Here is a 24,615-nt window from a genome sequence, read left to right as displayed (position 1 = left end):
CGAACGCAGCTCAGACCGGCGGGGCGACGAAGACGCCCTTGTCCGGGTCGTTGAAGGACTTGCCGGCGACCAGCTCGTCCATCGGGTTCGCCGTGCCCCACTGGTCGGAGACGTCCGGGTCGCTGAAGTCGTACAGATGCGGGTGCCAGTTGTCCTCGACGAGCTCCTCGAGCTCGGTGGTGTACTCGACGGTGTTGCCGTGCGGGTCCAGGAAGTAGCTGAAGGTGTTGTTGCCGGCCAGGTGCCGCCCGGGGCCCCAGATCTTCTCCACGCCCGCCCGCAGCAGCCGCCCGGTCCCGCGCATGTACTCGTCCAGGCCGCGCATCTCGAAGGAGGCGTGGTGCAGCGCGACGTGCGGCCCGCGGGCGATCGCGAGGCTGTGGTGGAACCGGTTCGTACGCAGGAACCACATCATCGACCCCAGCCGCGGGTGCATCAAGGTGTCGGAGAGCGCGAAGCCGAGGTGGCGCTGGTAGAACGCCACGGTCTGCTCGGGGTTGGGCGAGTTGATGACGACGTGGGAGAGCTTGACCGGGACCGCCTCGCCCTCCTCGATCTTGCGGTGCTGCCGCACGGCGACGTCGCAGGAGACCTCGACCGTACGTCCGTCGTTGTCGAAGAAGCGGAAGCCGTAGCCGCCGCCCGGCGTCAGGACCGGGCCCGGCTCGCCGACGAGCTTCACCCCGGCACGGCCGAGCCGCTCGGCCATCGCGTCCACGTCGGCCGGGCTGGCCGCACCGAAGGCGATCAGGTCCAGGCGCTTGTCGTCGGCGCGGCGCAGGCGGACGGAGTAGTGCTCCGGGGAGCCCTCCGCGGCCAGGAACGCCAGGCCGCTGTCGGTCGTCTCGGCCTTGAGCTTCCAGGTGTTCGTGTAGAACTCCAGCTGCCGCTCGTAGTCCGGCACGGCCAGGTCGACGTGGCGCAGGTGGGTGATCAGCCGCTCGGCGGGCGGGGTCTCGATGACTGGGTCGATGGCGGTCTCGGTCACGGTGTTCTCCTCGTGAGATGGGGTGGTCAGGCGGGCTGGGTGACGAGGGCGGCGACGCGGGCCATCAGCCCGGGTACGTCACCGCGCTCGCGCGCCTTCAGCCAGGTGCAGAGTTGGAGCGAGGCCTCGACGACGGCCCGCGCACGGGGCAGCCGGCGCTCGGTGAACGCGGGCCAGACGGCGGCCAGGTCGTCGTGGCCGGTGAGCAGCTCGGCGAGCACGGCGGCGTCCTCGAGCGCCTGAGCGGCGCCCTGGGCGAGGGTCGGCGGGCAGCTGTGGGCGGCGTCGCCGATGATCACGACCCGGCCGCGGTTCCAGGGGCCGTCGACGACGTGGCTCTCGAAGTGGGTGTGGTTGACCCGCGTCGGATCGGTCAGCGATCCGCGGATCTCGTCCCAGGGCCCGTGATAGGCCGCCGCGAGCTCGCGCATCACCGCCAGGCCCTCCTCGGCCGACAGACCGCTCCGGTCCTGGGCGGGCTCGACGATGTAGGCGTAGAGGCTCTCCTCCGAGGTCGGGCAGTAGCCGGCGATGTAGGACGGCCCGCCGTAGACGAGGTCGGTGCGGGTGACCTCGGCCGGTCGACGCGTGAACGCGCGCCAGATCCCCATGCCGACCGGCTCGGGCTCGACGTCGATGCCGACCGCCCGCCGCGTCCACGACCGCACGCCGTCGGCGCCGACGACGACGTCGTAGCGTCCGTGCGACCCGTCCGCGAACGCGACGTCGACGCCGGTCTCGTCCTGGGAGAGCTCGGTCGCGGTGGCCCCGAAGCGCACCTTGGCGCCGGCGGCCCTGGCCCGCTCGAGCAGGATCCGGGCCAGCGTGGGCCGGTACATCCCCATCGTCGCGGGCAGGTCCGGCCCGCCGGTGCGGTGGTCCTCGAGCTCGACCAGGAGCGTGCCGGCCGGGTCGGGCGCGCGCAGCCCGAGGGTGTCGTACCCGTAGCCCTCGGCGCGGACCTGCTCCCACACGCCGAGGTCGCGCAGCACCCGCAGCGCGTTGCCCTGCAGGGTGATCCCGGAGCCGAGGGCGGAGACGTCCGGCTTGGCCTCGACGAGGTCGACCGAGACGCCCCGCTCGGCGAGCAGGATGGCGGTCGCCGTCCCGGCGGTTCCGGCACCGATGACGAGAACCGAGCTGATGGCGGGCATGAGATCTCCCTGATGTGCGAGATGGTGGAGTGACGAGCACCACTCTGAACCGCACGCAACTATTCGGGAAGAGCAGATTTCCTATCCCGCCTATACACCGCGTTTATAGTCGGACCATGGCGACCGATCCGCTCCGCAACCTCGATCTCAACCTGCTGCTCTCCCTGGACGCGCTGCTCGAGGAGCGCAACGTGACCCGCGCGGCCGCGCGGCTCGGCCTGAGCCAGCCGGCGGTCTCGGCGGCGCTGCGGCGCCTGCGGCGTCACTTCGGCGACGAGCTCCTCGTCCGCACCGGCAACCGCTACGACCTCACTCCCCTGGCCACCCAGCTGCGCGGGACCACCACGACAGCCCTCGCCGGCGTACGTCGGGTCTTCGAGGCCGAGCCGGGGTTCGACCCGGCGACCTCGACCCGGGAGTTCACCGTGGTCGCCTCCGACTACTCCACGACCGTGCTCGGCGACCACCTCGCCACCGAGCTGGCCCGGGAGGCCCCCGGCGTACGCCTCCGGTTCCAGCTGCAGACCCATCACGACGTCGACCAAGCGCCGGAGTCGCTGCGGCACGTCGACGGGATGGTCCTCCCCCACGGTTTCCTCCAGGACCAGCCCGCGGTCGAGCTCCACACCGACAGCTGGGTGCTGGTCGTGTCCGCCGACAACGACGCCGTCGGCAAGACGATCACCATGGAGCAGCTCGCCGAGATGCCCTGGGTCGTCACCCACCACGCCCCGACCGCCTTCACCCCGGCCGTACGCCAGCTCAGCATGATCGGGGTCGAGCCCGACGTCCATGTGGTGACCGAGAGCTTCCTCCCGGTCCCGTTCCTGGTCGCCGGGACCCCGCGCGTCGCCCTCCTGCAGCGCCAGCTCGCCACCCGGCTGGCGGGCGCCGCCGGCGTACGCACCCTCGACTGCCCCTGGGACGTGGTCCCGCTGAAGGAGGCGTTCTGGTGGCACCCCGCCCATCGCGCGGACCCGGCGCACGGCTGGCTGCGCCGGATGATGACGCGTGCCGCCGCGCGACTGGAGGAGTCGGACTGACGTCGGGCTATCGACGGGGCGGATACCCGGCAGAAGCAGGTTTGGCTTCCGCAATACCTCCTGGATCTCCCACGATGCTGTGACTGCTGTCACACGATCTCGGCCCGATCCATGGAGACCCCATGTCCGACACCCTCACGCCCGTCCGGCAAGCCGGACGCACGCAGGGCTTCCTGCTGATGTTCATGAGCTGCCTGCCGATCCTCGGCGCGGTGCTGCTCGCTCCCGTCCTGCCCCGGATGCAGGACCACTTCGGCGACGGCGGCGCCGCGACCGCGCTGGTCCCGCTCTCCCTCACCGTCCCGGCGCTGATGATCGCGCTGCTGGCGCCGTTCGCGGGCCGCATCGTAGACAGGTTCGGGCGCAAGCGACTGCTGCTGACCGGCCTGGCGGTCTACGCCGTCTTCGGCACCGCGCCGCTGTGGCTCGATGGCCTGGGCGCGATCGTGCTCAGCCGTGCTGGGGTCGGTGTCGCCGAGGCGGCGATCATGACCTGCTGCACCACGTTGATCTCCGACTACTTCTCCGGCACCGAGCGCGACCGCTGGCTCGGCATGCAAACCGTGTTCGCATCGCTGTCGGCCACGTTGTTCTTCGCGCTCGGCGGGGCGCTGGGCGCCCAGGACTGGCGCAACCCGTTCTGGCTCTACGCCTCCAGCCTGATCTTCCTCGTCCTCGCCGCCGCACTCATCTGGCAGCCTGCCGGCGAGTCCGCCCCCACCGAGGAGCGCACCCCGCTCCCGCCGCTGCCCACCCGCGCCCTCGCGCTGCCGTGCGCGGTCACGGTCGTCGGCGGGATCGTCTTCTACACCCCGATCGTGGAGCTCCCCTACGTGCTCGACGCGGCCGGGATCACCGCCGTCCCTGCCATCGGCGCGTTCGCCGCGCTCGCCTCCCTCGCCACGGCCGGTGGTGCGTACGCCTTCGGCCGGGTCTCCGGCCGCGGCACCGCGACGCTGCTGCCGATCGCCTTCGGGCTGGCCGGGATCGGTCTGGTCGTGCTCGGTGCCACCTCGGTCGTGCCGGTCATCGTGCTCGGCGCGGTCATCGCCTCGGCCGGCACCGGCCTGATGCTGCCCACCCTGCTCGTCTGGGCGGTGTCCGGTCTCAGCTTCGAGCAGCGCGGTCGCGGCACCGGCCTGTGGACCGCTGCCCTGTTCCTCGGCGAGTTCGTCTGCCCGCTCCTGGTCGTCGCCTTCACCGGTGCCTTAGGCGGCCTCGGCGCCGCCGTCATCCTCGTCGGCGCCATTGCCCTCCTCCTCGCCCTCCTCACCCGCCGCGTCCTCACCCGCGACGTGGCCGTCACCGCCTGATCAGGAGCCGATCCACATGTGTCATGTCCTCAACGAGGCCGTCGCCTCGATCCCCTCGACCGACCGGCGCCGGCTGCTGTCGATGGTCGGCCTCGGAGCCGTCGGCGCGGTGACCGCGACAGCCCTGGGTACGCCGGCGGCGGCCGCCGCGCCCGCGCCCGCGGCCCGGACCGGGCACGGCTCGAAGGCACGGACCCGTGTCGTGCTGCTCGGCACATCAGGCGGCCCGGCCGTCCTCGACGGCGGCCGGCACGGGGTCTCGACCGCGATCGCCTTCGAGGACAAGGTGTACGTCGTCGACCTCGGGGTGGGCGCCTTCGGCCGGCTGCAGCAGAGCGGCCTCGCCCCGGACACCGGCCTGGGTTCCGCCCTCTCCTGGATGCGCGGCATCTTCTTCACCCACCTGCACAGCGACCACACGGTCGACTGGCCCACGACGTACGCGATCGGGTCGATGAACATCGTCGGGCGCTCCGGCGGGCCGGTCCAGGTGTTCGGCCCCGCTCCCCGCGACACGCTCAGCAGGGTCTTCCCGCCCACCCGGCCCGCACCCGCCCTGGTCAACCCGGACGAGCCGATGCCCGGCATCTCCTCGATGACCGGTCATCTGCGCAACGCGTTCGCCCAGGACTTCAACGACCGGCTCCGAGACAGCAACTTCCCCGACCCGGACACGCTCTTCGAGGTCCACGACATCGACCACTCGGCGCTGTGGACGATCGACCCGGAAGGCGTCCCGCCGCGGCTCGAGGCGCCGATCCAGGTCTGGAAGGACGGCGAGGTCACCGTGACGGCGACGCTCGTCGATCACCATCCCACCGCGCCGGCGTACGGCTATCGCTTCGACACCCCGGACGGGTCGGTCGTGGTCTCCGGCGACACCTGCGTGAGCCAGAACCTCATCGATCTGGCGCGTGGCGCGGACGTCCTGGTCCACGAGGTGATCGACCCCGAGTTCGTCGAGCGGCTCACCGCGGCACTACCTCCCGAGACCGCAGAGGCGCTCCGCAAGCACCTGCTCGAGTCGCACACAACCATCGAGCAGGTCGGCCGTGACGTCGCCGAACCGGCCGGTGTCGGCACCCTCGCCCTCTCCCATCTGGTCCCCGGCAACAACCCGTCCGCACGCTGGCGTAAGGCCCAGCGGGGCTTCTCGGGAGACCTCGTCGTCGGCGAGGACCTGATGGTGATCCCGGTCGGCCGCGCGCGCTGGAACGGCTGAACCGGGATGGCCAAGGCCACCTCACCACCCACAGGGTTGCGGGACGTGGCATTCTGACCCGCATGCTCAGCTCGATTCTGGGACGGACCCTGCCGCGCCTCGTGTTCGGTCTCGTCGCCCTCCTCGCCGCCACGTTGGTGCTCACCTCCTGCGGCGACGAGGACCCCGCCAAGGGACGTACGCCGAAACAGGTGCTCGCGGCGGCGCAGAAGCACCTCGACGAGACGAGCGGGATCAACTTCTCGATCGCCTCCGACGACCTGCCCGAGGGCATCACGACGTTGAAGGCGGCGACCGGGACGCTGACCCGTGAGCCCGCCTTCGAGGGCACCTTGACGGTGCCGGTGATGGGCGCTGAGGCGCAGGTCGAGGTGGTCTCGGTCGATGACGTCGTCTACGCGAAGCTGCCGTTCACGACCACGTTCCAGGAGCTCGACCCGGCCGACTACGGGGTGCCCGACCCGGCCGCGCTGATCGCGCCGGAGACCGGCATCTCCTCGCTGCTGGCCGCGACCGAGGACGTGAAGATCGGCAAGTCCGTACGCGGCGGCGCCGACAACGACGAGATCCTCTCGACCTACACCGGCACGCTCCCGGACACCGCGGTCCAGAAGATCCTCGCCGGCGCGACCGGCGACTTCGACGTCACCTACATCATCAACGACTCCGACGAGCTCACCGAGGCCACCATCAAGGGCAACTTCAGCGGTGAGGGCGAGGCGGCGTACTCCTACACGATCGACGTGACCGAGTACGGCGTCGAGAAGGAGATCGCCAAGCCGTGAGGGCAGTCCTCTGGCTCGCTGCGATCGCGGTGGCGTTCGCCGCCGCGGACACCTACGTCGTGGTGCTGGCACTGCCGGACATGATGGCGGGCGTCGGGCTCTCGATCGAGGAGCTGCAGCGGGCCGCACCGCTGATCTCCGGGTTCCTGCTGGGCTACGTGGCGGTGCTCCCGCTGATCGGGCGGCTCGCCGATCTCCTCGGGCACCTTCCGGTGCTCGTCGGCGGGCTGATCGTCTTCGCGTTCGGCTCGTTCCTGACGGCGCTGTCGTGGGACCTGGCCGCGATGGTGGTCGGCCGGTTCTTCCAGGGGCTGGGCGGTGGTGCACTCGTGCCGGCGACCCTCGCGCTCGTCGCGGCGCTCTACCCCGCTGAGCGCCGTGGGGTTCCGCTCGGGCTGGTCTCGGCGGTCCAGGAGCTCGGCTCGGTGCTCGGGCCGCTCATCGGAGCGGCCGTGCTCGCCGTCGCGGACTGGCGCGCGATCTTCGTGCTCAACCTCGTCGTCGGCGCCATCTTGGCGATCGCCATCAGGCAGATGGGCCGCTCGGATCCTGGCACTGTCGCCCGGGGTCGCCCACGGCCGGACCTGATCGCGCTGCTGCTGTTGCTGGTCGCCGGCGTGGCGTTCGTGCTGTTGGCGATCGAGCCGACCGCCCTGGTCCAGGACCTGACCTGGGGCGCGCTCTACGTGCCCGCGGCCGGGTCGACGCGCTGGCTGACCCCGCTGGGCCTGGTCACGATCATCGCGACCCTCGGGTTCCTGGTGAAGTGCGGCCTGCGGCCGAACGTACGCCGCGTGCTCGGCCGGATCGCCGCCGAGGTCGACGTCCTCGGGGCGCTGCTGCTCTCGTTCGCCCTGGCCGGGGTGATCCTGGCCTTCGCGACCGCCGACCCTGAGGTGGCGGTCTTCTCCGAGCAGGGCACCTGGTACCTGGTCGCCGGTGGGTTGGCGCTGCTCGGCTTCGTCTTCCACCTGCGCCGGGCGCAGGACCCGATCGTGCCCCGGGGCGCGTTCGCCCGGACGCCGGCGTGGGGCTCGGTGCTGATCTCGTTCTTCGTCGGCGCCGCGCTGGTGGCGGCGCTGATCGACGTGCCGCTCTTCGCCCGCACCACGATCTACGGCGACAGCCAGCTGAAGGCGGCCCTGGTGCTGCTCGAGTTCCTGGTCGCGCTGCCGGTGGGTGCCGTGCTGGGTGGCTTCCTGACCAGGCGACTGCCGGCGGGCGTGATCGCGGGTGGCGGGATGCTGCTGGCCGCGGTGGCGTTCGTGCTCATGGCACGCTGGGACGCCGACGCGCTGCGCTCGCTGTCGGCGACCGTCGTGCTCGTCGCCGGCGGCCTCGGCTTCGGCCTCGCCCTGGCGCCGGTCAACGCGGCGATCCTGGCCACGACCGAGCAGTCGATGCACGGCCTGACCACGTCCTTCACCGTGGTGGCCCGCATGGTCGGCATGCTGGTCGGCATCTCCGCGCTGACCACGATCGGCCTGCGCAGCTACTACGCCGCCCAGGCCGACCTCCCATCGCTGTCGTCGGTGTGCACCGGCGGCGGCATGTGCGAGGACTACCAGGACCTGCTCATCGGCGCCGCCATCGCCCAGGAGCACACCGTCTTCGCCGGCGCCGCGGTCTGCGCCGGGATCGCCGCCGTCCTCTCCGTGGTGCTGCTGCGGGGCGCGCCTACACGCGCGCTCTCCCCCAACCAGACCGTCACGGCACTGTAGAGGTCTCGACGTACTCCGGGCGGGTGGAGCCCATCCGCTCGTGGGTCGCGTTCCGCCGTCCGGAGGCACGCTCGACGACCCCGAGCGCGGCACCGAGGCCGAAGGCCGGCATGTTGCCGTACAGCGTCTCGACCTGGTCTGCGGGGACCCGATAGGTCTCGTGCCAGATCCCGATGTCGCCGGTCGAGGCCGCGCGCCGGTTGAAGGCGGCCCAGGCGGGAGCGTGCGTGAGGGACGGGTCCTTGGCGAACCGGCCGAGGTCCTCGACGCTGCGCCAGTACTGAACCGTCAGCAACGCCCTCCCCGACCAGTAGCTGCGGGCCGAGAGAAGCCCGAGGTCGGGCTTCTTGGCGAGCTCGGCGAGCATCCGCGGCATCCCGACGAACGCCGGGAACCAGCTGCGCACCTTGTGCCAGCGGTGGATGCGCATCCCGATCAGGAACACCACGACCTCGTCGGTGCCGACATCGGCGACGCTGTGGCCGGGCGTGACGCCGCCCGGCACGTTCTCAGGAGCCTCCCGATAGCCCCGGGCGATCTTCGACATTCCCGTCCCCCTGACTGGATAGCGATAGTATCTAGTCTAAGATAGTGCTCCTATCCAGCAGCGCTGTCAACCAGTTCCCGGAGGAACGATGCGGATCTCCGAGCTAGCCGACTCGACCGGCGTGAGCGTCGCGACCATCAAGTACTACGTCCGCGAGGGCCTCCTCTCCCCCGGCAGGAAGCTCTCCGAGCGCCTGGCCGACTACGACGACCAGCACGCACGCCGCCTGCGCCTGCTCCGCGTGCTCCGCGATGTCGGCGCCATCCCCGTCGGGGCGCTCAAGGCGCTGGTCGACGCGACCCAGGACCGCACCGCATCGGTGCACGACATGTTCGGCAAAGCCTGCGACGCGCTCCGTGTCGAGACGAGCGTCCCCGCGGCCCGCGGCGACCACACCCGCGAGCTCGCCGACCAGATCGTCGCCCAGGCGGGATGGACCGAGGTCAGGGCCGATGCCCCCGAGCGCGACCACCTCGCCGGGATCATCGAGGTCATCCTCGACAGCGGCCTGCCCACCGACCCCGAAGGCGCTGCGACCTACCTCCCCCTCATCGACGCGATCGCCGCCTACGAGCTCGATCAGATCGACGACACCCAGGACCGCGAGGCGATGATGGAGCAGATGGTCCTGGGGCAGGTCGTCCTCGGGGAGTTCCTGCTCTGTCTGCGCCGGCTGGCCCACGAGCACCACAGCGCTCTGCGATTCGCCGAGCGCCGCTGAGCGATCGGGCAGGGCGCCGCGCTCAGGAGCCGCTGGTGACCCTGTCCCTCACACCCGTCACGCCGACCGAGTGGGCACAGTGGGCGCTGCAGAACATGTGCTCCTCGTTCTGCACGCCGTGCCCGAGGATGCGGGTGCCGCAGTTGACGCACACGGGCGCGATCTGCGGCGCCGCGCACTCGATCGAGTCGAAGACGAAGTGCTCACCCGAGGCCGTCGTCACCTCGAAAGTCCCGTCGTAGTCGTTTCCGCACGTGACGCACTTACCCATGGTCGGTCCTCTCGTTCGACTTCACCCCGGACGCCACGCGACCCGGGACCCTCGAGGGGCACCGGGCCGCATGGTGTCTAGGTGAAGATGCTCACCCCACCGGGACCGACCGCCAAGCCGACCACGATGAGGACGATTCCCCATAGGATTTGGCCACGGACCAGCGACAGGATGCCGCCGATCACCAGGACTGCCGCGATCAACCAGAGAATTAATGCCATTCGGATCTCACCTCGGTGTGTGTGTAGTTGTTCCTGCTCTCGGTACCCATCCGGCACCTGTTCAAACCTCCCGAGTTGCGCTGAGTTCGTCCGAGGTCACGGTGCGGCCCCCGCGACGACCGTATGGAGCACGTCATCCCACTCGTCGAGGAACCGGTCCAGGCCGTAGCGCTTCCTCGCGTGCCGACGCCCGATGAGCCCGGCCTCCTCGGCCACGTCGGGATCCTTCATCAGGTGGCGTACGGCCGGGACGATCTCGTCGCGGCGGGTGGTGACGTAGCCGGCCTCGTGCGGCACCGCGAGCGGGGTCTCGGCCGTGGCCAGGGCGACGACCGGCATGCCCAGATGCATCGCCTCGATCAGGGAGAGTCCCAGCGAGGTCCAGCGATGGAGCTGGACGTAGACGCGTCGCCGCGGGAGGTGGTCGTGCAGGTCCTGCTGCGACAGGTCCTCGTACGTCCGCAGCCCGTGGTACGCCGGCAGGCGCTCGACGCGCATGCCGAAGACGTCGGCGCCGACGCCCTCGGCCAGCGCCGGGATGAGGTCGGCGCCGACCGAGCGGCCTCGGCGTACGGGATCGTTGACGACCACCCCGGCGCGCTCGATGTCGCCGGTGTAGCGGCGACCAGGGTCGAGGATGCCGGGCTCGATCACGGTGGTCGGGGTGCCGGCGCAGTCCCAGACGAGGTCGTTGAAGCCGGTGACGTGAACGATCGGGATGCTGCCGCCCGCCACCGGGTGGCGGGTGTCGAGGACCCCGCCGGCGGGGGTGTTGTGCTCCAGGTAGACGGCGGGCAGATCGCGGCCGGGACGCCGCCCGCCGAGCCACTTCTCGGCCAGTTCGAGCTCGTGCGGACGCTGCAGGACGACGATGTCGACCTCCTCGTCCGCGAGGGCCTCGCTGCTCACCTCACGGGCGGCCGACGGCCAGTCCGATGTCCCGGCGCGGCCGAGACCGTCGGGGCCACGGTCGGGCGTCGTCGGAAGGAGGTATTCGTGGCGGCCGTGCACGAACGCCGTCGTCCAGGGGCCGTGCACGCGCCAGATCAGGATTCTCATTCCCTGTCGGTACCCGCAGCCACCCGTCACAGCCCGGTCGGCGCACTTACCACCCCCAGGGGTGGTTGCGGCGTCGACGACCCACACCCGCGGGGGTGAACCTTGCGGCGAAGCCGTTGGGAGGCGGTCGAGTCGGGCACTACCTACACATGACGACGACAACTTTCGAGACAGACCTACCCCGGGCCGAGCGACAACGACTGACTTCAGAGCTGTTGGCGAAGGCACACACCGCCGTAGGTAAGGAGAAGGACCTGATCCTCGAGGAGGTGATCCTGCTCAACGCCGCGGTCGCCCGCTCGATCGCCCACCGCTACACCGGCCGAGGCATCCCGCGTGCGGACCTGGAGCAGGTGGCGTACACCGCCCTCGTAAGGGCCGCGAAGAGCTTCCACCCCGATCGTGCCGACGACTTCCTCACCTATGCCGTACCCACGATCCGCGGTGAGGTGAAACGCTGGTTCCGTGACCACGGCTGGACGGTGCGGCCGCCGCGCCCCATCCAGGAGCTGCAGAGCACGCTGCTGCGGATCGGATCGGAGCGGGGCAACCTGCCCACCGCCGAGCTGGCCGAGATCGCCCACGTGCCGGAGCAGAGGGTACGCGAGGCGCTCGATGCCCGCGGCTGCTTCACCCCCTCCTCGCTGGACGCCCCGCTGCGCCCCGGCTCGGCCCAGTCCTCGGCCGAGGCGACTCTCGGCGACATGCTGCCCGGCATCGACGGCGGACTCGCCGACTGCGAGACCCGGCTGGCGCTGGAGCAGGCGATCCGCGTGCTGTGCCCGCGTGACCAGCTCGTGGTGAGGCTGCGCTTCATCGAGGACCGCAGCCAGGCAGAGATCGGCGAGGCCATCGGCGTCACCCAGACCCAGGTCTCCCGGATCCTGACGCGGATCATCGACGAGCTCCGTGAGCAGCTCGAAGGAGTAGGGATCGCCGCATGACCTGCACCCACCACGGGTACGGGACACGAAAGCCGACCGCGACACAAGGAGATCTGGCATGACGTACTCAACGATCACCGGCGAGCGCGCCAAGAACGCTCAGCGCTCGCTGTGGAACGGCACGACGCCCAAGACCAAGTGGCAGGAGTCGTCCCGGGGCAAGCGGGTCACGGCTGTCGCCGCGTTCGTGGTCCCGATCGTGATGGCGGTCGCCACCACCGTCATCCGCAAGAAGGGAACCGACGCACTGCTGCGAAAGTTCAAGGCAGGTGAGAAGAAGTGAGGACGAAACGAAACCTCTTCACCTTCGCGCTGGGTGGCGTAATCGGCTACGTCGTCGGCCGCTATCCTGCCGCGACGTACGAGAAGCTACGCGACGGCGCCGGCATGACCTTGAGCCTGGCCCGCGAGCGGATCGGCATCATGTCCGAGACCTTCCCGCTCGGGCGGCCCGGTGACCACCGAGCTCCTACCACCCAGCCGCCGGAGACCGGTGACGACGTCATCGACCGGACCTCGACGGCCTACGTCTCTCGGCCGCATCCCTAGCCCCGGGCTGACCAGCTCCCCACTCATCCGAACTGTCCCCACCTGCGCGAAAAGTGCCCCACCCTCCGGAGGGTGGGGCACTTTCACCGCAGTGGGGAAATGTCTCCGCTAGCGCCCAACCGCCTTCTCGAGCTCGGCCTTGTTCATCTTCGAACGCCCCTTGACGTTCTTGTCCTTGGCCTCTTCGTACAGCTGAGCCTTGGTACGCCCGCCCGGGCCGCGATGACTGCGCAAGCCACCGCGGCGGCCTGAGGAGATGTCCTTGGTCGAGGTACGGCTGCGTTCGCGGGACTCTCCCCCGCGGGCACGCTCCTTGTTCACCGTACGAGCCGCGATCTCCTCGGCGGTGTCCTCGTTCTCACCGCGCTCGAGCAGACCTTCCTTGATGTGGTCGTACTGTCGTTCTCGCTTCTTGCTCCAGGCACGTTGCGGCATCTCAGCTCTTCCTCCTTCTCGGCTGATCGAAGCGCTCCTCGTCATCGGCGACGCGCTTGTTCCGGCGGGCGTCGTAGAGCCAGGCGGCGATGCCGGCCAGGATCACGATCACCCCGATCACGGTGAAGATGACGGCTTGGGTAGTCATATCTACCGGTACCCACCCGATGCATCGGTTACGCGGCGACGGCGATCCGCATCCGGCGGATGATCCGGGCAAGAGCGCGGGAGACCTGCGCCTGGGTGGCACCGATCCGCTCGCCGATCTCGGCCTGAGAAAGACCGTCGATGAAGCGCAGCCGCAGGATCATCAGGTCGGTCTCGCGGAGATCGCCGATCGCCTCCGCGACCACGACTCGCGCCTCGGCGCGGTCGAAGCCGGGGTCGGGCTCCCCCATCTGCCCGAGCAGCTCATCGTCTGCACCGTGCGGACGTACGCAGCGGGCCAGCTCGCGGAAGCAGTGACGGATCTCGCCCTTGGCCATCGGCACGGCGTAGGCCAGGAACTCACCCTCGGCGGGGTCGTAGCGGCGAGCAGCCTTCACCAGCCCCATGTGCGCCGCCTGGCGTAGGTCGTCGGCCTCGACGCCGCGGCCCGAGTAACGGGCAGCGAGTGAACGGGCCACCGGGAGGTGGCTTACGACCAGATCCTCCTGCTGAAGCGGAGGCAACGGCGATGCTTCCTGGGTCCTGTCCATGGTCCGAGTCTGTCGCGCAGACCAGCCAGATCTCCACGCTCAGGGGAGGAAATGGCCCTCAGGGGTGAGCTAAACCCCCACAGCGCACTCACCCCTGAGGGTTAGAACCGCGGTCCCGGGTCCGTTGCCGAGACCGCGGCACCGACAGTGCAATCGTGGTGTCCACCCCCATACCGCGGCAGGCGGAAGTCACCCAGACTGCTCTGTCGATATGCCATCGGTAACCATCCGGGCCGCCACCGATGCACCCGACTCCAGAGAATTCTCGTCGGGCGGCGCGAACCCGTGGGTGATCGCCCAGCTCACCGCCTGGCTGCGGGTGGTGACGTCGATCTTTCGGTAGGCCTGACGGATGTGACTCTTGAGCGTGTTCACGCTCACCACGAGCTTCTCGGCGATCTCCTTGTTTGACAGCCCCTGGGTGATCAGTGCGAGCACCTCGACCTCACGAGTGCTGAGCCCGGCGAGCGTGCCCACCCGGTCCTCGTTCTCGCCGACCGGCTCGCCGGCGGCGACGAGTTCGATGCTGCGTACGAGCTCACCGGCGTGCACGCTCATCGACACCCAGGCCTGGGCTCCCAGCGCGTAGGCCTGGACCCTCAGATCGGGGCGCATGTCGCGGCTGAAGATCAGCACCTTGGCGTCGGTCTCGTGCAGCAGATGCTGCAGATCGGCGCCGTCGCTCAGGTACAGACCGAAGGTGTCGTAGAGGATCACGTCGACGCCCGGCGCCCGGCTGCGTATCGCCGGAAGAGCGGTCACGACCAGCCGGTCGGGAAAGTCCGCGAGCATGCTGACGAGCCCGCGCACGACAACCTCCTGTGGGCTGACCACCGCGACCCGCAACACCCCCGACCTCATCACTCTTGAACTTTCTCAGATCGGTGGTCAATTGGACAGGTGTATGGGCAGAACACGCCGTGGGTACCTGGGCTTATGTCCACAGATCCGAGACAGGAGCAGCCATGTCCCACGTGACCGAAGACCTCAAGAAGGCCTCCGAGCTACCCGACGGCGACGTGGTCAGGATCCTGCTGCAGCAGCACGCCGGCATCCGGCAGCTCTGCGCGACGGTGGGGAACTCCGAGGGCCCGGCCAAGCGCCAGGCGTTCGACGACCGCCGGGTCCTGCTCACGGTGCACGAGACCGCCGAGGAGGAGCGTGTCGAGTTCCCGCTGCTGCTCACGACGATCGATGAGACGTCCCGGCACATGATGGGCAAGCGGCTGAACGCGACCGAGCTCGTCGCGCCGACCCACCCCCACCCCGGTTCCGCCGGATCGGTGCCCAAGCAGCTGGCCACCATGCCGTTCCACTCCATCGTCGACCGAGTCAAGGCGATGTATCGAGCCTGTCGAGATGACGCCCTCCGATCGTGACGTGGCACAGTGGATGCTGAACGGCATCGACGACAGCATCGAAGTCTTCAGATGGGAGCAGAGAACATGGTCGAGAAGGAAACCAAGGACCCCGAGACCGGCGCCGACGAGAGCACCGAGTCCCCAATCCCCTTCCCCACCCCGGAGCGGGTCAAGGAGGAGGGCGACGAGCGCGACCGCCAGGACGAGACCGAGGAAGAGACCTTTCCCGCCAGCGACCCGCAGTCCAGCTGGGCAGGACCTGCGGATCCGCGGGACCGCTGATACTCAGGCGTTCCAGGCCGAGTGGCCAGGGTCGGCCGGACCCTCGACGCGGTATCGCAGATGCGTCACCCGGTCGCCCTGGACCACCTCGGGATCGCTGAGCAGCACCGAGGATGCGTACGTCCCGAAGAACGGCTTTCCCTTGCCGATGAGCAATGGTGCGACATCGAGCTGGATCTCGTCCACCAGCCCGGCAGCGAGCGCCTGACCGGCCACATCGCCGGCGCACAGGCCGATCGGGGTGCCGCCGGCCAACTCCTTCGCCTTGGCGATGCCCGCGTCGACCGAGGTCTCGAAGTGGTAGCTGGCTTCGGGGTGCCACCCTTCGGGCTTGGGTCGATGACTCACGACCACCACGTGCTCGCCCGACGGCGGCTTGCCGTCCCAGCCGTTGGTGATGTCGAAGAGATGGCGCCCGATCACCATCGTCGTCGAGGTCTCCCAGAAGTCGCGTACGTAGTCCCACGACGCCTTCGAGATCCGTCCGGCACCGCCGAGCACCTCGATGTCGCCGTTGTTGTACCAGTCGAACAGGTGCCCGGGCATGTCGTCCTCGTAGCCGATGAACCCGTCGACCGACACCACTGCCTGCATGATCACCGTCATCGTCCCCACCCACCTCCACTAGTCAACCGATTGGTTGATTACTAGGAAAGCGCGAAACGGCGCCGCTTGTCAACCATATAGTTGATAAACGGCGCCGCTCGGCGGTGATCCGAGCGCCTCAGGCGAGGCCGCGGCGCTCCAGCAGCGGAGCGATCGGGGCCGGCCGGCCGCGCCACTCCGCGTAGGACTCCAGCGGGTCCCGAGTGCCGCCGATGCCGATCACATAACGGACGTACGCCTCGCCGTTCTCCCGCGTCAGCCCGCCGTTCTCCTTGAACCACGCGACCGTGTCGGCGTCGAGGACCTCGGACCAGATGTAGGAGTAGTAGGCCGAGGCGTAGCCGCCGAAGATGTGCTTGAAGTACGCCGTGTAGTAGCGCGGCCGCACCGCCGGGTTGTCCAGGCCGACCGCCGAGAGCGCGGCCGCCTCGAACTCCTCCACGGCCTCCGGCGAGGTCGGCACCTCGGCCGGACCGAGCTCGTGCCAGGCGAGGTCGATGAGCGCGGCGGCCAGGTATTCGGAGGTCGCGAACCCCTCGTTGAACGTGGCGGACGCCTCGAGCTTGCCGAGCACGTCGGCCGGGATCGGCTCACCGGTCTCGTGATGCACGGCGTAGTTGGCGAGCACCTCGGGCCAGAGCATCCACATCTCGTTGACCTGGGACGGGTACTCGACGAAGTCGCGGTAGACCGACGTCGCCGCGAACCGCGGGTACGTCGCCCGCGCCAGCAGCCCGTGGAGCGCGTGCCCGAACTCGTGGAAGAGAGTGTTGACCTGGTCGAAGGTGAGCAGCGTCGGCTCCCCCGGCGCCGGCTTGGGCACGTTGAGGTTGTTGGTCACGACCGCCGACGGCTCACCCAGCAGCGTGTTGGCGGTGACGTAGGAGTTCATCCACGCACCGCCCTTCTTCGAGTCCCGGGTGTAGAGGTCGAGCAGGAAGAGCCCGATCGGCTCGCCGTCGCGGGAGACCTCGAAGACGCGTACCTCGGGGTGGTAGCCCTGCAGGTCGGGGCGCTCCTCGAAGGTCAGCCCGTAGAGCCGGCCGGCGGCGAAGAAGACGCCGTCGCGCAGCACCCGGTCGGCCTCGAACCACGGCCGTAGGACGGCCAGGTCGACGTCGTACTCCGAGACCCGGACCTTCTCCGCGTAGTAGGGCCAGTCCCAGGCCTCGATCGGCCCGCCTGCCGATGCCTCGAGCGCAGACTGCTCGGCCCGGGCGTTGCGAGCCGCCGGCGCGGCCAGCCGCTCCAGCATGTCGCGGACGGCCTTCGGGGTGCCGGCCGTGTTGTCGGCGGTCACCAGACCGGCGTAGCTGTCGAACCCGAGCAGCTGCGCCTTCTCGGCCCGCAGCCGCAGCGCGTCGAGCGCGATGCCGCGGGTGTCGTTGGCGTTGCCGCGCGAGCCTCGGGCGAGCTGCGCCTCGAACAGCCGCTGCCGAAGCTCCCGGTTCTCGAGCACCGACAGGTAGGGATGGGCGGTGAACAGGGTCAGCGTGATCAGGAACTTGCCCGCCAGCCCCCTGCCCTCGGCGGCCGCCGCAGCCGCGGAGATCTCCCCCGGGGTCAGCCCGGCGAGCTCCTCGACGGTGTCGACGACCACGGCGAGGTCGTTGGAGTCGGCCTGCGCCGCCTGCCCGAACGCCGCCTCCAGGCCGGAGATCTCCTGGTTGAGCTCCCGCAGCCGGGCCTTCTCGGCGGGCCCCAGAGCAGCACCGGCGAGCACGAAGTCGCGGTGGTAGCGCTCGACCAGATAGCGGTCCTCGCCCTCCAGCTCGGACCGCTTCTCGTAGACCGCGTTCACCCGGGCGAAGAGCACGTCGTCGAGGAGCAGCGCGTCGTGGTGGGCCGCCAGCCGCGGAGCGTACGCAGCGTGGAGCTCGTCCAGATCGTCGTCGGAGTCCGCGGAGAGCAGCGAGAAGAAGACCCGCAGGACCCGGTCCAGCCGCTCACCGGACCGCTCCAGGGCGACCAGGGTGTTCTCGAACGTCGGCTCGTCGGCGGAGGACGTGATCGCCGCGAGCGCGGCCAGCTGATCGGCCATCCCCTGCTCGATCGCCGGGCCGTAGTCCTCGATCGAGATGTCCGCGAAACGGGGCAGGCGGTGGGGCAGGTCACTGGGCTCGAGTAGGGCATCGATCACATCGCGCACGCTATCTGAAACAGCGTGAGGACGGCCCGCGGATATCGGCTACCTTGGCGTCATGGCCGATTTCGATGACCTGCTTGCCGCGAACCAGACCTACGCCAACACGTTCGACACCGGCGGCTTCGACGGCGTCGCCCACGCCGGAGTAGCGATCGTGACCTGCATGGACTCCCGAATCGAGCCGCTGGCCATGCTGGGCCTGAGCCTCGGGGACGCCAAGATCTTCCGCAACCCGGGTGGCCGGGTGACCCCGCAAGCGATGGAGGCGCTGGTGCTCGGCGTGCACCTCCTCAACGTCAAGCGCATCCTGATCGTGCCCCACACCCGCTGTGCGGTCGCCTCCAACACCGAGGCCGAACTGCGCGCCAAGCTCGCCGAGTCCGCCGGCCAGGACGCCTCCTGGCTCCACCTGCACGTCGTCGACGACCAGGTCCGCGCGCTCGCCGAGGACGTCGCCAAGGTCCGCTCGCACCCGTTCGTCCCCGAGGACATCAAGGTCGGCGGCTTCATCTACGACGTCGACACGGGTCTGCTCAACCAGAAGATCTGAGCCCGCTCACCTGCGAGGCGGGTTGCGATCTACCTCTGAAATGGCATGCGCCCCAACCACCTGTAGGCAAGAGTTGAGGCGTGAGCCTCACAGACCCGGCACAGCGTGAGATCGCCGCCCAGGCGATCGACCTGCACAAGACCTACGGCAAGGGCGCCGCGGAGGTCCGCGCGCTCGACGGCGTGAGCCTGGACCTCTATGCGGGGCAGTTCACCGCGATCATGGGCCCATCGGGCTCGGGCAAGTCGACGCTGATGCACTGCCTGGCCGCGCTCGACAAGCCCACGACGGGCGAGGTGGTCGTCGGCGGTCGCAAGCTCGGCAAGATGCGCGACCGCCGCCTCACCTCGCTCCGGCGCGACAAGATCGGGTTCGTCTTCCAGGCGTTCAACCTGGTGCCGACGCTGACCGCGCAGGAGAACATCCTGCTGCCGCTCTCGCTGGCCCGGAAGAAGCCGGATCCGGGCTGGTTCGACCAGGTCATCGACACGGTCGACCTGCGGCCGCGGCTCTCCCACAAGCCGAGCGAGCTCTCCGGCGGACAGCAGCAGAGGGTCGCCTGCGCCCGGGCGCTGGTCTCCAAGCCTGACATCGTCTTCGCCGACGAGCCGACCGGCAACCTCGACTCCACCTCGGCCGCCCAGGTGCTCGACTTCCTGCGTCACAGCGTCGACGACCTGGGCCAGACCATCGTCATGGTCTCCCACGACCCGGTCGCCGCCTCCTACTGCGACCGGGTGATCTTCCTGGCCGACGGCCGCGTCGTCGACGAGCTGGCCAAGCCGAGCCGCGAGGAGATCCTGGCCCACATGGCCGACCTGCAGGCGCGGGCGATGGGCCTGGCTCCGATCCGCGAAGGAGCCTGAGGGTGAACGAGCGTCAGCGAGTGAACCAGACAATCGGCACGCCGCCACGTCCGTACTCTGGCGCCTGCGCAACGGCGACGACCGGAGCGAGGTCGAGCGGCGAGACGACCGGAGCGAGGTCGAGCGGCGAGCTTGCTCGTCCGTTCGCGCCGAGCGAGGGAGTAACCGCGCGCAGCGCGGAGCTTGCTCGTCCGTTCGTGCCGAGCGAGGGAGTGACCCCGCGAAGCGGGGAGGTGGCGGCGTGCTCCGGCTGACGCTGCGCAACCTCGCCGCGCACAAGGTGCGCCTGCTCATGTCGACGCTCGCGATCGTCTTGGGCGTGGCGTTCCTGGCCGGCGTACTCACCTTCTCGCACGGGCTCGACCGCACCTTCTCCGGGATCATCAACGGCTCCACGCCCGACGGCCAGGTACGCCCGACCAACAGCGCCAGCTCGGCCGAGGCCAGCCGCCCCGGCAGTGGCGGCGCGGCCACGCTGGGACCGGCGGCCATCGAGAAGCTGCGTACGCTGCCGGAGGTCGCCCGCGCCGACGGCGTCGTCCAGGGCGCGGGGCTCTACGTGCTCGACACCGACGACAAGCTGGTCAGCAGCTCGGGTGCGCCGACGCTGGCGTTCAACCACACCGGAACCCCCAACCTGCTCGGCGAGCCGTCCCTCGAACTCATCCGAGGGAGCTGGCCGACCGGGGACAAGGAGCTCGTCCTCGACGAGGCGACCGCGGAGAAGGCCGGCTACCAGGTGGGAGACTCCGTCACCCTGATCGCGCCCCAGGGCGAGACCCGCCGCAAGATCACCCTCACCGGCACCGCCTCCTTCAACGGCGGCGGCACCGCCGGCGCGCAGCTGCTGATCTTCAGCACCGCAGGCGCCCAAAGCCTGTTCACCGACGGCAAGGACGTCTACTCCGGGATCTCGTTGACCGCCGCTCCCGGGGTTTCCCAGAAGGAGCTCGTCGAGGCCGCGGAGACGGTGGTCCCGAAGGGGTTCGAGGCCGTCACCGGCGACAAGATGGTCGAGGAGTCCGAGGACGCGATCGGCGAGTTCCTCGACGTGATCTCGGTCTTCCTCATCGTCTTCGCGGTGATCGCGGTCATCGTCGGCGCCTTCATCATCGTCAACACCTTCTCGATCCTGATCGCGCAGCGCTCCCGCCAGCTGGCGCTGCTGCGAGCCCTGGGGGCTTCCCGCCGCCAGGTCACCACCTCGGTGCTCTTCGAGGCGCTGGTGATGTCGCTGATCGCGGCCACCATCGGCGTCATCGCCGGCTGGGGGCTCGCCCACGGCCTGGCCGCCGCCTTCCGTCAGGCGGGTCTGGAGATCGCCTCCGACGTCCTTGTCCTCACCCCGCGCACCATCTGGATCTCCTACGCCGTGGGCGTCTGCGTCACGCTCGCCGCGGCCCTGCTCCCCTCCCGCCGGGCCGGAAAGGTCCCGCCGGTGGCGGCGATGCGCGAGGACACCCAGCCTCCGGCCAGATCCACCATCCTGCGTACGTCGGTGGGGCTCGTCCTGCTGGCCGCCGGGCTCGCGATCGCCGCGGTGCCACGGATCGGAGTCCCGGAGATCACTCTTCCCGGCGGCTTCGACGTGCCGACCAGCCCGGCGCTGTGGGTGGGTGTCGGGGCCGGGATCTCGATCCTCTCGGTCGCCTGGATCAGCGCGTTCCTCGGCCGCCCGGTGCTGGCGGCGCTGCGTACGGTCTCGGGGGCGCTCTTCGGGATGACCGGCAAGCTGGCCGGCCAGAACGCGATGCGCGACCCGCGGCGCACCGGCGCCACCGCGTCGGCGCTGATGATCGGCCTGGCGCTGGTCTCCCTGATCGGCGTGCTCGCCGCCTCGATGAACGCCTCGATCTCCGACGTGGTCGAGGAGCAGTTCAAGCCCGACCTGGTCGTGCAGAGCCCGACCTTCACCCCGTTCCCGACCTCGATCGGCGACGAGATGGAGAAGGTGGAGGGCGTCGCGACCGTCTCCCGCTCGCAGATCGCCCAGGCCGTCGTCGGCAAGGTGGACCTGCAGAACCCCAAGAAGAACGAGGTCGCGTTCCTCTTCGGCGTCGACGAGCACCTGCCACAGGTCTATGACCTCGATGTGCTCGAGGGCAGCGAGGACGTCAAGCCCGGCCAGGTGCTGGTCACCGACGAGGCCGCGAAGGAGCACAACTGGCAGCTCGGCGACCGCATCGACCTCACCTTCGTCAGCGGCCGACAGCAGCGCCCGCAGATCAGCGGGATCATCGCCCAGACCCAGGTCACCGGCGACATCACGGTACGCATCGAGGACCTCGTCGCGGCCAAGGTGCCGCGCGAGGACGCCTCGCTGAGCATCATGCTCGCCCGCGGAGCCGACCCGGCCGTCGTCCACGACCGTCTCGACAAGCTCGTCGAGGACCAGCCGGTGGTCGCGGTGCAGGACAAGGAGGAGTTCGCCGAGTCGATCAAGGGGCAGGTCAACCAGCTGCTCTACATGATCTACGGCCTGCTCGCGCTGGCGATCGTGATCGCCGTGATCGGCATCGTCAACACCCTCGGCCTCAGCGTCATCGAGCGCACCCGCGAGATCGGGCTGCTGCGCGCCATCGGCCTCTCCCGCAGCCAGCTGCGCCGGATGATCACCCTGGAGTCGGTGACGATCGCGGTCCTCGGCGCGGTCCTCGGGCTCGCCCTCGGGGTGCTCTTCGGGGTGCTGCTGCGCGACGCGCTGCGCGAAGACCTCACCAGCCTGTGGGTGCCGCTTGACCAGCTGGCCGTCTTCATGGCGATCGCGGTGGTCGTCGGCGTCCTGGCCGCGCTCCTTCCGGCCATCCGCGCGGGGAGGGAAGACGTCCTCAAGGCCATCGCCTCGGAGTAGTGTGCCTCGGGTGAGCACCGAGCACTCCACCGACCTGCCCGAACCCACCCTCCGCGTCCACAAGCCGGAGACGGCTGCGGTGGGGCTTCCCGGGGTGGCCCACTCGATGGAGTACGCGCTGCGCGAGATGGGCCCCAGACGCAGCCTGCAGACGCTGCTCAAGGTCAACCAGGTCGGCGGCTTCGACTGCCCCTCGTGCGCCTGGCCGGACCCTGACCACCGCAAGGCGGCGGAGTTCTGCGAGAACGGCGCCAAGGCGGTGGCGTGGGAGGCGACCCGCAAGCGGGTCGACCGCGACTTCTTCGCGGCCAACTCGGTCGCCTCCCTCAACGAGCGCGACGACCACTGGCTGGAGTCGCAGGGCCGGCTGACCGAGCCGATGTACATCGCCCCCGGCGAGACCCACTACTCCCCCATCACCTGGTCCGACGCGATCTCGCTGATCGCCGATCGGATGCGCGCGACCGACCCCGACCGTTCGGTCTTCTACACCTCCGGCCGGGCGTCCAACGAGGCCGCGTTCGTCTACCAGCTGCTCGCCCGCCAGCTCGGCACCAACAACCTGCCCGACTGCTCCAACATGTGCCACGAGTCCAGCGGCACCGCGCTCGGCGAGGTCATCGGCATCGGCAAGGGCACGGTCACCTACGACGACCTCGCCGAACACTCCGACCTGATCTTCGTGGTCGGCCAGAACCCCGGCACCAACCACCCGCGGATGCTGACCGCGCTCGAGTCCGCCAAGGAGAACGGCGCCAAGGTGGTGTCGATCAACCCGCTGCGCGAGGCCGGGATGGGGCGGTTCCGCAATCCCCAGACCGTACGCGGCGTCACCGGCGTCGGCACCCAGCTCGCCGACGTCCACGTGCCCGTGCAGGTCAACGGCGACCTGGCGCTGTTCGCCGGTATCAACAAGCTGCTCGTCGAGCGCGACGCCATCGCACACCCCTTCATCGAGGAGCACACCGACGGCTTCGAGGTCGCGGCGCAGGCGTGGGCGGCGATGGAGTGGGACGAAATCACCCGGCTCAGCGGCATCTCCCGCGAGGAGATCGAGTCCCTGACCGACCTGGTCGAGTCCCGCGAGCGCGTCATCGTGTGCTGGGCGATGGGACTGACCCAGCACAAGAACTCGGTCGCCACGATCCGCGAGATCGCCTCGTTCCTGCTGCTGCGTGGCAACATCGGCAAGCCCGGCGCGGGCGCCTGCCCGGTCCGTGGCCACTCCAACGTCCAGGGCGACCGCACGATGGGCATCTGGGAGAAGCCGCCGGCGTGGTTCCTCGACGCGGTCGGTGCCGAGTTCGGGATCACGCCGCCGCGTGAGGACGGATTCGACGTGGTCGCGGCGATCGAGGCGATGCGCGACGGCGCCGTCGACGTCTTCCTCGCCCTGGGCGGCAACTTCGCCGCCGCGACCCCCGACACCGCCGTCACCACGGCCGCGCTGGCCAACGTCGGCCTCACCGTCCAGATCTCGACCAAGCTCAACCGCAGCCACCTCCACCACGGCCGCGAGGGCCTGATCCTCCCCTGCCTGGGCCGCACCGAGCGCGACGAGACCGGCGGCCGCGAGCAGTACGTCACCGTCGAGGACTCGATGGGCATGGTCCACGCCTCCCACGGCCGGCTGCTACCCGGTTCGAAGGAGCTGCGCAGCGAGGTCGGCATCGTCTGCGCGATCGGCGAGGCGCTGTTCGGCTCGGATCAGGGCGTCGACTGGGCCACGATGGGCTCGGACTACTCCCGGATCCGCTGGCACATCTCCGCGGTGATCCCCGGGTTCGAGGACTTCGAGACCCGACTGAAGACGCCCGGGGGCTTCTCCCTGCCCAACGGCCCGCGCGACTCGCGCACCTTCAACACCGCGACCGGCCGGGCCCGGGTCACCGCCAACCCGCTGACCGCGGTATCGGCTCCCCCGGGCCACCTGCTGCTGCAGACCCTGCGCTCCCACGACCAGTTCAACACCACGGTCTACGGCTACAACGACCGCTACCGCGGCATCAAGGGCGGGCGCCACGTCGTCTTCGTCAACCCCGAAGACCTCTTCGAGCTCGGCATCGCCGACGGCGACACCGTCGACATCGTCTCGGTCTGGACCGACGGCGAGCGCCGCGCCGAGGGCTTCCGCGTCGTCGCGTACGCCACCCCGCGAGGTTCCGCCGCGGCGTACTTCCCGGAGACGAACGTCCTCATCCCGCTCGACTCCTACGCCGACGGCAGCCGCACCCCGACGTCGAAGTCGGTCGTCGTGCGCCTCGACGCCCGCTGAGGACCTG

At 69.7% G+C, this 24,615-nt stretch carries 27 protein-coding genes; 15 read left to right on the top strand and 12 right to left on the bottom strand.

The window, feature by feature from the left end; genetic code table 11:
- Positions 1-10 precede the first annotated feature (10 nt).
- Together OG801_RS25490 and OG801_RS25485 are read right to left on the bottom strand one after the other, a co-directional pair.
- Positions 11-988 (bottom strand): VOC family protein, encoded by a 978-nt coding sequence (locus tag OG801_RS25490; RefSeq protein ID WP_406031858.1) that lies wholly within the window; start codon positions 986-988, stop codon positions 11-13.
- Positions 989-1,014: 26 nt separating this feature from the next.
- A complete protein-coding gene (locus OG801_RS25485; RefSeq protein ID WP_406031857.1) occupies positions 1,015-2,142 on the bottom strand; it encodes an FAD-dependent monooxygenase in 1,128 nt (375 codons plus the stop codon).
- A 116-nt stretch (positions 2,143-2,258) separates the two neighbouring features.
- On the opposite strand from OG801_RS25485, the gene OG801_RS25480 reads away from it, so the two are divergent.
- The 5 genes from OG801_RS25480 to OG801_RS25460 all read left to right on the top strand — a co-directional run bounded on the left by OG801_RS25480 (position 2,259) and on the right by OG801_RS25460 (position 8,226).
- Complete coding sequence (locus tag OG801_RS25480; protein ID WP_406031856.1) at positions 2,259-3,185, top strand: LysR family transcriptional regulator; 927 nt, start codon at positions 2,259-2,261, stop codon at positions 3,183-3,185.
- Positions 3,186-3,307: 122 nt separating this feature from the next.
- Positions 3,308-4,498 (top strand): MFS transporter, encoded by a 1,191-nt coding sequence (locus OG801_RS25475; protein WP_406031855.1) that lies wholly within the window; start codon positions 3,308-3,310, stop codon positions 4,496-4,498.
- A gap of 16 nt (positions 4,499-4,514) precedes the next feature.
- Entirely contained in the window at positions 4,515-5,720 is a 1,206-nt protein-coding gene (locus tag OG801_RS25470) for an MBL fold metallo-hydrolase (RefSeq protein WP_406031854.1), read from the top strand.
- Positions 5,721-5,782: 62 nt separating this feature from the next.
- A complete protein-coding gene (locus tag OG801_RS25465) occupies positions 5,783-6,505 on the top strand; it encodes an LppX_LprAFG lipoprotein (RefSeq protein ID WP_355018364.1) in 723 nt (240 codons plus the stop codon).
- Positions 6,502-8,226: an MFS transporter gene (locus OG801_RS25460; RefSeq protein ID WP_406031853.1), complete on the top strand. Its 1,725-nt coding sequence runs from the start codon at positions 6,502-6,504 to the stop codon at positions 8,224-8,226. Before OG801_RS25465 ends, OG801_RS25460 begins: the two co-directional genes overlap by 4 nt.
- Here the strand turns inward: OG801_RS25460 and OG801_RS25455 are convergent.
- The gene (locus OG801_RS25455) at positions 8,213-8,773 is read right to left on the bottom strand and encodes a DUF4188 domain-containing protein (protein ID WP_406031852.1); all 561 of its coding nucleotides are present in this window, start codon (positions 8,771-8,773) and stop codon (positions 8,213-8,215) included. The two genes, OG801_RS25460 and OG801_RS25455, sit on opposite strands and share 14 nt — an antisense overlap.
- A gap of 88 nt (positions 8,774-8,861) precedes the next feature.
- Between OG801_RS25455 and OG801_RS25450 the strand changes: the two genes are divergently transcribed.
- The gene (locus tag OG801_RS25450; protein WP_406031851.1) at positions 8,862-9,494 is read left to right on the top strand and encodes a MerR family transcriptional regulator; all 633 of its coding nucleotides are present in this window, start codon (positions 8,862-8,864) and stop codon (positions 9,492-9,494) included.
- A gap of 22 nt (positions 9,495-9,516) precedes the next feature.
- Here the strand turns inward: OG801_RS25450 and OG801_RS25445 are convergent, their stop codons facing one another.
- From OG801_RS25445 to OG801_RS25435, 3 genes are all read right to left on the bottom strand, one after another.
- Complete coding sequence (locus tag OG801_RS25445) at positions 9,517-9,765, bottom strand: hypothetical protein (protein WP_355018360.1); 249 nt, start codon at positions 9,763-9,765, stop codon at positions 9,517-9,519.
- A 77-nt stretch (positions 9,766-9,842) separates the two neighbouring features.
- Positions 9,843-9,986 (bottom strand): GPGG-motif small membrane protein, encoded by a 144-nt coding sequence (locus tag OG801_RS25440; RefSeq protein WP_355018359.1) that lies wholly within the window; start codon positions 9,984-9,986, stop codon positions 9,843-9,845.
- Between the two features lie 96 nt (positions 9,987-10,082).
- Positions 10,083-11,045, bottom strand: coding sequence for a glycosyltransferase (locus OG801_RS25435; RefSeq protein ID WP_355018358.1), 963 nt, complete (start codon positions 11,043-11,045; stop codon positions 10,083-10,085).
- A gap of 149 nt (positions 11,046-11,194) precedes the next feature.
- Between OG801_RS25435 and OG801_RS25430 the strand changes: the two genes are divergently transcribed.
- From OG801_RS25430 to OG801_RS25420, 3 genes are read left to right on the top strand one after another with little or no spacing between them, the layout of a single operon-like run.
- Entirely contained in the window at positions 11,195-11,989 is a 795-nt protein-coding gene (locus OG801_RS25430; RefSeq protein ID WP_406031850.1) for a sigma-70 family RNA polymerase sigma factor, read from the top strand.
- A gap of 58 nt (positions 11,990-12,047) precedes the next feature.
- Positions 12,048-12,272, top strand: a complete 225-nt coding sequence (locus OG801_RS25425) for a hypothetical protein (protein WP_355018356.1) — start codon at positions 12,048-12,050, stop codon at positions 12,270-12,272.
- Positions 12,269-12,538 (top strand): hypothetical protein, encoded by a 270-nt coding sequence (locus tag OG801_RS25420; protein ID WP_406031849.1) that lies wholly within the window; start codon positions 12,269-12,271, stop codon positions 12,536-12,538. Before OG801_RS25425 ends, OG801_RS25420 begins: the two co-directional genes overlap by 4 nt.
- A 108-nt stretch (positions 12,539-12,646) precedes the next feature.
- Here OG801_RS25420 and OG801_RS25415 read toward each other — a convergent pair whose 3' ends face one another.
- From OG801_RS25415 to OG801_RS25400, 4 genes are all read right to left on the bottom strand, one after another.
- A complete protein-coding gene (locus tag OG801_RS25415; protein WP_355018354.1) occupies positions 12,647-12,973 on the bottom strand; it encodes a plasmid stabilization protein in 327 nt (108 codons plus the stop codon).
- 1 nt (position 12,974) lies between these two features.
- Complete coding sequence (locus OG801_RS25410; protein WP_355018353.1) at positions 12,975-13,121, bottom strand: hypothetical protein; 147 nt, start codon at positions 13,119-13,121, stop codon at positions 12,975-12,977.
- Between the two features lie 28 nt (positions 13,122-13,149).
- The gene (locus tag OG801_RS25405; RefSeq protein ID WP_406031848.1) at positions 13,150-13,671 is read right to left on the bottom strand and encodes a sigma-70 family RNA polymerase sigma factor; all 522 of its coding nucleotides are present in this window, start codon (positions 13,669-13,671) and stop codon (positions 13,150-13,152) included.
- Positions 13,672-13,860: 189 nt separating this feature from the next.
- Complete coding sequence (locus OG801_RS25400; protein WP_406031847.1) at positions 13,861-14,481, bottom strand: DNA-binding response regulator; 621 nt, start codon at positions 14,479-14,481, stop codon at positions 13,861-13,863.
- 155 nt (positions 14,482-14,636) lie between these two features.
- On the opposite strand from OG801_RS25400, the gene OG801_RS25395 reads away from it, so the two are divergent.
- Positions 14,637-15,050: a hypothetical protein gene (locus OG801_RS25395; protein ID WP_406031846.1), complete on the top strand. Its 414-nt coding sequence runs from the start codon at positions 14,637-14,639 to the stop codon at positions 15,048-15,050.
- 66 nt (positions 15,051-15,116) lie between these two features.
- Positions 15,117-15,314, top strand: coding sequence for a hypothetical protein (locus tag OG801_RS25390; RefSeq protein WP_406031845.1), 198 nt, complete (start codon positions 15,117-15,119; stop codon positions 15,312-15,314).
- A 3-nt stretch (positions 15,315-15,317) separates the two neighbouring features.
- Here the strand turns inward: OG801_RS25390 and OG801_RS25385 are convergent, their stop codons facing one another.
- Entirely contained in the window at positions 15,318-15,920 is a 603-nt protein-coding gene (locus OG801_RS25385) for a dihydrofolate reductase family protein (RefSeq protein ID WP_406031844.1), read from the bottom strand.
- A 118-nt stretch (positions 15,921-16,038) separates the two neighbouring features.
- On the bottom strand, positions 16,039-18,060 hold the full coding sequence (locus OG801_RS25380; protein ID WP_406031843.1) for a M3 family metallopeptidase: 2,022 nt from the start codon (positions 18,058-18,060) through the stop codon (positions 16,039-16,041).
- Positions 18,061-18,121: 61 nt separating this feature from the next.
- Here OG801_RS25380 and OG801_RS25375 point away from each other — a divergent pair, with 61 nt between their 5' ends.
- The 4 genes from OG801_RS25375 (at position 18,122) to OG801_RS25360 (ending at position 24,608) form a co-directional block, all read left to right on the top strand.
- Entirely contained in the window at positions 18,122-18,616 is a 495-nt protein-coding gene (locus tag OG801_RS25375) for a beta-class carbonic anhydrase (RefSeq protein WP_406031842.1), read from the top strand.
- An 80-nt stretch (positions 18,617-18,696) separates the two neighbouring features.
- On the top strand, positions 18,697-19,482 hold the full coding sequence (locus tag OG801_RS25370) for an ABC transporter ATP-binding protein (protein WP_406031841.1): 786 nt from the start codon (positions 18,697-18,699) through the stop codon (positions 19,480-19,482).
- Positions 19,483-19,723: 241 nt separating this feature from the next.
- A complete protein-coding gene (locus tag OG801_RS25365; protein WP_406031840.1) occupies positions 19,724-22,333 on the top strand; it encodes an ABC transporter permease in 2,610 nt (869 codons plus the stop codon).
- A 10-nt stretch (positions 22,334-22,343) separates the two neighbouring features.
- Positions 22,344-24,608: an FdhF/YdeP family oxidoreductase gene (locus OG801_RS25360; protein ID WP_406031839.1), complete on the top strand. Its 2,265-nt coding sequence runs from the start codon at positions 22,344-22,346 to the stop codon at positions 24,606-24,608.
- The last annotated feature ends 7 nt before the right edge of the window (positions 24,609-24,615 follow it).

Origin of the sequence: Nocardioides sp. NBC_00163 (assembly GCF_045206295.1) — a bacterium.
Lineage (GTDB): Bacteria > Actinomycetota > Actinomycetes > Propionibacteriales > Nocardioidaceae > Nocardioides.
Note: the sequence above shows the minus strand (reverse complement) of the source record. Positions and strands in the feature narration are given on the sequence as shown.